The 6,476-nt window shown below is 43.1% G+C and carries 9 protein-coding genes and 1 pseudogene; 1 reads left to right on the forward strand and 9 read right to left on the reverse strand.

All coding sequences use genetic code 11. From position 1 onward, the window contains the following. Positions 1-208 precede the first annotated feature (208 nt). Positions 209-3,286 (forward strand): filamentous hemagglutinin N-terminal domain-containing protein, encoded by a 3,078-nt coding sequence (locus JUI58_RS05475; protein WP_204102743.1) that lies wholly within the window; start codon positions 209-211, stop codon positions 3,284-3,286. A gap of 94 nt (positions 3,287-3,380) precedes the next feature. On the opposite strand, the pseudogene JUI58_RS05480 reads toward JUI58_RS05475, so the two are convergent. The 9 genes and pseudogenes from JUI58_RS05480 to JUI58_RS05520 all read right to left on the reverse strand — a co-directional run. After that, positions 3,381-3,653 (reverse strand): annotated as a pseudogene (locus tag JUI58_RS05480) (DUF4145 domain-containing protein); the annotation flags it as partial. Positions 3,654-3,767: 114 nt separating this feature from the next. Then, positions 3,768-4,106, reverse strand: a complete 339-nt coding sequence (locus JUI58_RS05485; protein ID WP_204102745.1) for a XisI protein — start codon at positions 4,104-4,106, stop codon at positions 3,768-3,770. Next, positions 4,094-4,513 carry an element excision factor XisH family protein gene (locus JUI58_RS05490; protein ID WP_204102746.1) on the reverse strand — a complete coding sequence of 140 codons (420 nt, stop codon included), beginning with the start codon at positions 4,511-4,513 and terminating at the stop codon, positions 4,094-4,096. Before JUI58_RS05490 ends, JUI58_RS05485 begins: the two co-directional genes overlap by 13 nt. A 102-nt stretch (positions 4,514-4,615) precedes the next feature. Further along, positions 4,616-4,822 (reverse strand): hypothetical protein, encoded by a 207-nt coding sequence (locus JUI58_RS05495; protein ID WP_239121294.1) that lies wholly within the window; start codon positions 4,820-4,822, stop codon positions 4,616-4,618. Between the two features lie 9 nt (positions 4,823-4,831). After that, positions 4,832-5,053, reverse strand: a complete 222-nt coding sequence (locus JUI58_RS05500) for a YgiT-type zinc finger protein (protein ID WP_204102747.1) — start codon at positions 5,051-5,053, stop codon at positions 4,832-4,834. Beyond that, positions 5,050-5,325 carry a DUF4258 domain-containing protein gene (locus tag JUI58_RS05505; RefSeq protein ID WP_204102748.1) on the reverse strand — a complete coding sequence of 92 codons (276 nt, stop codon included), beginning with the start codon at positions 5,323-5,325 and terminating at the stop codon, positions 5,050-5,052. Before JUI58_RS05505 ends, JUI58_RS05500 begins: the two co-directional genes overlap by 4 nt. 58 nt (positions 5,326-5,383) lie before the next feature. Next, the gene (locus JUI58_RS05510) at positions 5,384-5,671 is read right to left on the reverse strand and encodes a hypothetical protein (RefSeq protein WP_204102749.1); all 288 of its coding nucleotides are present in this window, start codon (positions 5,669-5,671) and stop codon (positions 5,384-5,386) included. Positions 5,672-5,778: 107 nt separating this feature from the next. Continuing rightward, complete coding sequence (locus JUI58_RS05515; protein ID WP_204102750.1) at positions 5,779-6,129, reverse strand: DUF5615 family PIN-like protein; 351 nt, start codon at positions 6,127-6,129, stop codon at positions 5,779-5,781. Continuing rightward, positions 6,126-6,365 (reverse strand): DUF433 domain-containing protein, encoded by a 240-nt coding sequence (locus JUI58_RS05520; RefSeq protein ID WP_204102751.1) that lies wholly within the window; start codon positions 6,363-6,365, stop codon positions 6,126-6,128. The genes JUI58_RS05515 and JUI58_RS05520 overlap by 4 nt, the downstream gene beginning before the upstream one ends. Positions 6,366-6,476 lie beyond the last annotated feature (111 nt).

Consider the following 6,476-nt stretch of genomic DNA (forward strand, 5'->3'; position numbering starts at 1 on the left):
CTGTTTCTGCCCTGCGAGAAGCACAGTTGCAAATGTGGAAAAATGGGGAGTTTCCTTATAAATGGGCGGCGTTTACTATTCAAGGAGACTGGCGTTAACTCGCTTTTTGAGATGCACCTAATGTCGATCGCTCGCGAAAATTCAGATTGAGTGTAAGATTAGATTTCAAGATGAACGAGAAAATACCTCTCTTATTCCTTTCGCAATTGTGGCAAGCATAGAGAAACTCAATTTACATATCAAAAAACGTCTTGTTGTTCGTTTGACCAGAAGCGCGATATGGCTTGCGATCGCCGCATTCCTCGGCTCCCTCTATAGCCTCCCTTCTTTATCCCAGATCGTCCCCGATCGCACTTTGGGGACAGAAAATTCACGGTTTGTCCCTCAGTCATTCTTTGATTCAATTGCAGGCGGGGCAGTTAGAGGAGAGAATCTATTTCATAGTTTCAGCGAATTTAACGTCTCTGAAGGACAACAGGTTTATTTCACAAATCCCGATAATATTAGCAATATTCTCACTCGCGTTACTGGCAATAATATTTCCCAGATTTTGGGGACATTAGGGGTAAATGGTAACGCAAATTTATATTTTGTTAATCCCAATGGCATCTATTTTGGAGAGAAGGCACGTCTCGATATTAACGGTTCTTTTTGGGCGGGAACTTCTGAGGGTATTCTCTTTGATAATGGCTACAGTTTCAGTGCCAAGAACCCAGAAGCCCCACCTTTAATGGCGTTGAAGATTACACCTGGAATTCAATATCCCAGCAACCCTCTTGGGGATATTATCAATGAGGGGGATTTAAGTGTAGGTAGGGGACAGCGCTTGACCTTATTTGGCGATCGCGTCATCAATCGAGGAAATCTCGTGGCACCGGGGGGAACTATTGAAATTTTGGGCAATACCATCTCTATTCTGGATGATGCACATATCGATGTTTCTGACGTTACAGGAGGTGGAAATGTATTCATTGGTGGCGATCGCCAAGGTAAAGGAAATAGACCCCGCGCACAGCAGATCGAATTGGCAGAAAATGCGGCGATCGAGGCGAATAGTTTGCGAGTTGGAGATGGTGGGGAAATTATACTTTACGCCGATCGCACTGCTACTATTCGCGGCAATTTAAGCGCTAGAGGGGGTGTTATTTCAGGAAACGGGGGATTCATCGAAACTTCAGGGAAACAGGCGATCGAGCTTACTTCTACCCCCGATGCGTCAGCAATCAATGGAAGGGGAGGAACTTGGCTTATCGATCCAGCCAGCGTTACCATTGCAACCACAGGAGGGGCGATCGGGACTAATCTAGTAGATGTTGCTAATATTAACGCGGCACTGAATGCAGGTACGGGAGTCACGATTCTCGCCGATGCAGGAGATATAACCCAGAATACAGGCGCAGATATCATCAAAATCAGTGGCGGTGATGCAACTTTAACTTTCTCTGCTACCAATAATATTATTTTGCAGGGCAATATTACTTCCACAAGCAATAGTTTAGATGTTAATCTTATTGCCGACAGCGATCGCAGTGGAGATGGCGCGATCGCGATCGCCAATGCAACTATTATCATTCAAGGTGGCGATATCAATCTCTCAGCCGGGGAAGTTCGTGCTGCTAATAGTACAGTTCAAAGCATCAAAACCGCCGACGGTGGCGGTGATATTAACATTACAGCGCGATCGCTCTATCTGACAGAAGATGGCCGATTAGGGATTCTTAACCAGAGTACAGGACCAGGAGGCGCTTTGCAGATTAATGCCTCTGAATCTGTGCAACTCATTGAAGGAGCCGGTATTGGTTCTTTGCCTAGCAATCTGGGGGCTGCTGGCGATATTACCATTAATACCCAAAGACTACAATTACAGAATTCAGTAACGGGAAAATTAACGGCGATCGTGACAGAGCCTTTTAATGGGGCGATCGGCAAGATTGGTAATATTATAATTAATGCTTCTGAGGCGATCGCCATCATCGGTAATACTCCTGGGGCTTTTACCCCAAATCCTAGCCAAAGTACCCTAGACGCGCTGCGAGCAACAACTGTGGGTATCACTTCTCTGACAACCGGAGCCACGAATGCGGGTAATTTAATCATTAATACCGGTCATTTAACCCTGCGGGATGGTGCAGGAATTATCGCCTCGACGGAAGAGGAAAGTACGGGAAATGGGGGGACGATCATCGTTCAGGCCGATCGCATCGATCTACAAGGAAAAGCGGGTTTAGGAACATCTTCTTTAGGTTCTGGAGAAGCGGGAAATTTGCGGATCGATGCCACAGATATATCTCTTTCGGATGGTGCAATAATGTCTGCGGATGCCCCAAGCTCCGGTAATGCAGGAAGATTAAACATTAATACAACACGATTGGCAATTCGCAATGGTTCGCGGATCGGGGTAGCGACAAGAGATGGTTTGGGGGGAAGTATTGCCATTCGCGCTTCTGAGTCGGTGGAAATATCCGGGCGATCGGCAGATGGAACTGTTGCAAGCGGTATTTTTGCGAACTCAGACGGTGCGGGGACGGCGGGAAATTTGCGAATTGATGCTGGATTCTTGCACATTAGTGATGGCGGGGAGGTGACAGTCAGCAGTAGGGGAACGGGCAATGCAGGAAATTTAACGATTTTGACCTCAAACAACCTCGAACTGTTTAATCAAGGCAAATTGAGCGCTCAAACTGCCTCTGGGGAAGGAGGAAATATCGATCTAACCGTGGGAAGGATTCTCTTAATGCGTCACAATAGTTTGATTTCTGCGGAAGCGGGAGGAACGGGAAATGGCGGTAATATTGACATCAGGGCGGGTTTTATCGTGGCTGTACCGAAAGAGAACAGCGATATTATTGCCAATGCGATCGCGGGACGAGGAGGCAATATCAACATTATCACTCAAGGGATTTTTGGCTTAGAATTCCGCAATTTAACCCCAGAAAGCGATATTAGTGCCAGTTCTGAGTTTGGTGTGGATGGCAACGTGAATATTACCACCTTGGGGTTCGATCCCACTCAAGGATTAAATCAATTATCGACGGAGTTAATCGATCCTGCCAATTTAGTGCGACAAGGTTGCCCGAGTAACCGGACTGAAGCGAGAGAATTCGATCGCCAAGGCAGTAAATTTGTTATTGTCGGACGAGGAGGCATTCCTTTAAATCCTACGGATCCCCTTGAAGGAGAAGTTTCTCTAACTGAGTGGGTAGGAGGGGAAGCAGAGAGTGCTTTGGAAGGGGATGAGGCGATCGCCGACTCGATCTCGTCTCCTACTTTCCATGTATGTTTTTAAGTTCATTAAGCATTAAGCCCAAATTCTACTTCAATCGTTTGGTTAAAAGATCGCACGATCGCCACGATATTATTGGCATCTGTATCGGAGAAAACCCCATTTTCTGGATAGTGCGGAGTTTGGGGAATATTCCAGGGGCAAGATTTTCTTGAAAGGTTCTCTCGTGGATGAGGGTGCTGAGGTTATCATCGTAGGGGAGTTTTAAGTAGGGATCGTTAGCGTAGAGCCAAATTACGGCTTGTTCTAGGGTGAAGCGGGTATAAAAGCAACTGGCACGGGGGGCGCTATAGGTCAGTCCTTCGGCCTTGGCGGCATGGTCGAAGATTTGGGGAAAGGGGGTTTTGAGGAAGGTGAAGTTTGAGGGCATTATCTCAGTTATCGGTTAGTGGTTCGATCGCCTCGCTCTCTATTGTACGATAGAACTCGACTTCTTCATCAATGTTATCAATTTCGATTTTAATAGATCGTGCTAAATTCTGTTTTAAATGACAGCAAAATCGGTAATTTTTCGGCGTTCTAGGGTTTTAAAGGCGAGGACGATCTGCTGGTGGGAAATGCCGCGATCGAGGAGTTCGTTAGCGATACCGATTTCTGTTCCGTCTTGTTGAATCCAGATTTTGCCGTTGATAATTTGCAGGTGGATGAGGTTGCCGTAAATTCTTTGGTTTTTGTGCCAACCTGTTTCTAAAAGGATGTAATGATGGGTTTTTTCATCAAAAACAAGGTGTAGTTCGCTTTCGGGGTCATGGCCGAGAAAGTCGCGATAATCTTGCAGGACTTTGATGGCGGCTTGTTGGAGGGTTAGGGTTAAGTTATCCATTTGACGATTGTTTCTTGGGTAATATTAAAGGTAAATAGCCGAATAATTTTATCTTCAATTAAAACTTGTCCGGCTTCTTCTTCAAAAACTGATTCTCTCGTGTCTTCGGGAACGGCTAAGTATAGAATGCGATCGGGTTCATAGCGACTTAAAAGTCTATCGTATAGGACAAATTGACCGACTGCTTCTTCTAAGTCTTTCATTTCTGAGGGACTGCGAAAACTTTTGATTTCAACGGCGATTTTCTGAATATCTTTTTCGGCAGCGATGAGTTGTTCTGCACCTAAATCGATATACAGGTTCTTTTTACGGGCGAGTTTGAGACGATAGGGATCGTGGGTAATTGTCCAACCGTCTTTTTTGAGGGCATTGCATACTATTTTATGGTAATAGTCTCGGGCTGGCATGGTTCAATATCCTTTTTAACAATTCGATAAACTCTTGGTTGTAAACGGGTTGTTTTCTCAGTTTTTTGAGGTCTTTGATAAAGGTGGGAAGGTATTGAACTTTCATTCTTCTTCGAGCATTTTTAGAGCTTGTTCGCGGTTGAGGGGGGTTTCGGAGAGGGTGGGTAACATGGCACTATAAAGCCCTTGGTCTTCTAAAAGTTCTAGGAGGTGGGTATAGTCTTGATAGTTGAGGATGACTTTTTGGATATTGCCGTCGGTGTCGGTAATGAGTTCGCGGGCAAAAGGATAGTTTGAGTTTGGCATCATGCGGCAAAGTTATAGAAAGTTATAGACAGGGGTTTGAATGAAATAACTGGGTTGTCGTTGGTCATTAATAATCTGTTGGATTTTTTCAACGGTATCGGGAGAAAAATATTCTTCTCCGGTGTCTCGGTTGACTCGGGCGGGGACGTTTTCAATTAGGAAAAATTGACCGTTCATTTCTAGGGTATAGGTAACAGTAGTTTCGATTAAGTTTTCGAGGGTTGGGTTATTCATGGTTTTCTTTTGCTAAAGTTTTCAATCCAAAGATCGGGAGTAGGTTGATAGAGGGTGATAATTTTAATTAAGGGACGAGAGGGATAGCTGGTCTGGATATGTAGGGGACGGTTGGTTGAGGTAAGTCCCAGAATAAGGCAACTGGCTCCATATTTATCGTCGGGATAGTTTTCTATTCGGAAGGCTCTTTGCAGGAGGGAGTTAAAGAGATTTTCTGATTCTTGATTGTGTTGTTTCAATCCAATATTATTTTGGTTAATTTTGTTTATCATTAATTCAAATTTATTTTGTAATTCAATTGGAGGAATAGGGACTACTATTTCTTCAATTCTAAAAAGTGCAAACTTTGGTTGTCCTGTTGTTTTTATTTTTGATGCTATTTGCCTTTGTCCTAACTCCGACCTTAAAAAACTTGACAAGAAATAGTTTGTTATTTGTTGATTTATAAGGAACTTGAGAATATTTTGCCCTCAACTCAGCCGGTAAATTTTTCGTCGCTTCCCCCCGACGAAACGACCCAAACAAACCACAGCGACGCACCCCAAAATTCATCAACACCTTTTGATGTTCCTGCAACCGTTGAAAAATATCATTTTTGTTGGTGATTTTTTGATTCATGATTCTGCTTTAGGGTTACAAAAATTAAACAAATAAATCTGTAATGAGATTGTCCTTATTCATTATAGTTCTATCTTTGGAGTTCCGTAAATATAGCAATTGGATAATTAATGAACCGTAATACGATCGCAACTCAATTCAATAAAATCGCGATCCTCAAATAAATCTGCGATTGTCTCTAAATTATTAGAGAACAAAGTAACTAGATCATTGTTTTTAATGTTTCCTGTCGTTACAAGAAGAAGTTTATAAGGCATTTTAAAAATGTAAAAAGAATCAAAAAAATCCTTATCTTTTGTCACCACAATATACTTTTTCTCTATAGAAAGACGATTAATTTCTGTATCCCGAGTTTGATTTTGTTGCGGCAAATCTAAAGTATGAATTGCCTCATAACCAGCATCGAGAAAAATTCTCACCAATCTTCGAGGTAATTGAGCATCAATTAAAAACTTCATCCCTTAACCTGATAAATACTTTTAACCTGCGTTAACCTCATCGCAAAAGTCAAAGCCGCAAAAAGATCGTCCCGTTCTAAATCTTCATAATCCATTAGTATCTCATCCATTGTCATCCCCGAACTCAACAACTCCAAAATAAACTCAACCGGATAGCGCAAACCGCGAATGCAAGGCTTTCCGTGACAAATATCGGAATCTATTGTAATCCGTTCTAGCGCCAATTCTAAACCCATAACCGAACCTCCTTTAATTTGACTTAATTGTATGGCGATCGCCCAAATAAATCCATATCACGATCCCAAACTAAGATAACATCCCCTCCAACTCATCCAAATCTGCTCTAA

The organism is Spirulina sp. CCY15215 (genome assembly GCF_016888125.1).
GTDB lineage: Bacteria > Cyanobacteriota > Cyanobacteriia > Cyanobacteriales > Spirulinaceae > CCY15215.

Bases quoted from the DNA above. Each gene is read 5' to 3' on its own strand.
- JUI58_RS05515 (WP_204102750.1), bottom strand. From the start codon at position 6,129: ATGAAGTTTTTAATTGATGCTCAATTACCTCGAAGATTGGTGAGAATT.
- JUI58_RS05520 (WP_204102751.1), bottom strand. From the start codon at position 6,365: ATGGGTTTAGAATTGGCGCTAGAACGGATTACAATAGATTCCGATATT.
- JUI58_RS05495 (WP_239121294.1), bottom strand. From the start codon at position 4,822: ATGATGCCAAACTCAAACTATCCTTTTGCCCGCGAACTCATTACCGAC.
- JUI58_RS05505 (WP_204102748.1), bottom strand. From the start codon at position 5,325: ATGATAAACAAAATTAACCAAAATAATATTGGATTGAAACAACACAAT.
- JUI58_RS05500 (WP_204102747.1), bottom strand. From the start codon at position 5,053: ATGAATAACCCAACCCTCGAAAACTTAATCGAAACTACTGTTACCTAT.
- JUI58_RS05510 (WP_204102749.1), bottom strand. From the start codon at position 5,671: ATGAATCAAAAAATCACCAACAAAAATGATATTTTTCAACGGTTGCAG.
- JUI58_RS05490 (WP_204102746.1), bottom strand. From the start codon at position 4,513: ATGCCAGCCCGAGACTATTACCATAAAATAGTATGCAATGCCCTCAAA.
- JUI58_RS05485 (WP_204102745.1), bottom strand. From the start codon at position 4,106: ATGGATAACTTAACCCTAACCCTCCAACAAGCCGCCATCAAAGTCCTG.